The organism is Zobellella endophytica (assembly GCF_003012775.1).
GTDB classification, from domain to species: Bacteria; Pseudomonadota; Gammaproteobacteria; order Enterobacterales; family Aeromonadaceae; genus Oceanimonas; species Oceanimonas endophytica.
In genome coordinates, this window is sequence record NZ_PXYG01000043.1 from 1 (window position 1) to 256 (window position 256).

The 256-nt window shown below is 56.2% G+C and carries 1 rRNA gene; it reads left to right on the top strand.

Annotation, left to right across the window (positions count from 1 at the left end):
- Nucleotides 1-256 (top strand): 23S ribosomal RNA (locus tag C7H85_RS19360); the annotation flags it as partial.

Genomic DNA, 256 nt, shown 5'->3' on the forward strand with positions numbered 1-256 from the left:
GCGGTGTACCCGCGGCTAGACGGAAAGACCCCGTGAACCTTTACTACAGCTTGGCACTGAACATTGACCCTACATGTGTAGGATAGGTGGGAGGCTGTGAAGCGGTGACGCCAGTTGCCGTGGAGCCATCCTTGAAATACCACCCTTGTATGTTTGATGTTCTAACGTTGCCCCCTTATCGGGGGTGCGGACAGTGCCTGGTGGGTAGTTTGACTGGGGCGGTCTCCTCCCAAAGAGTAACGGAGGAGCACGAAGG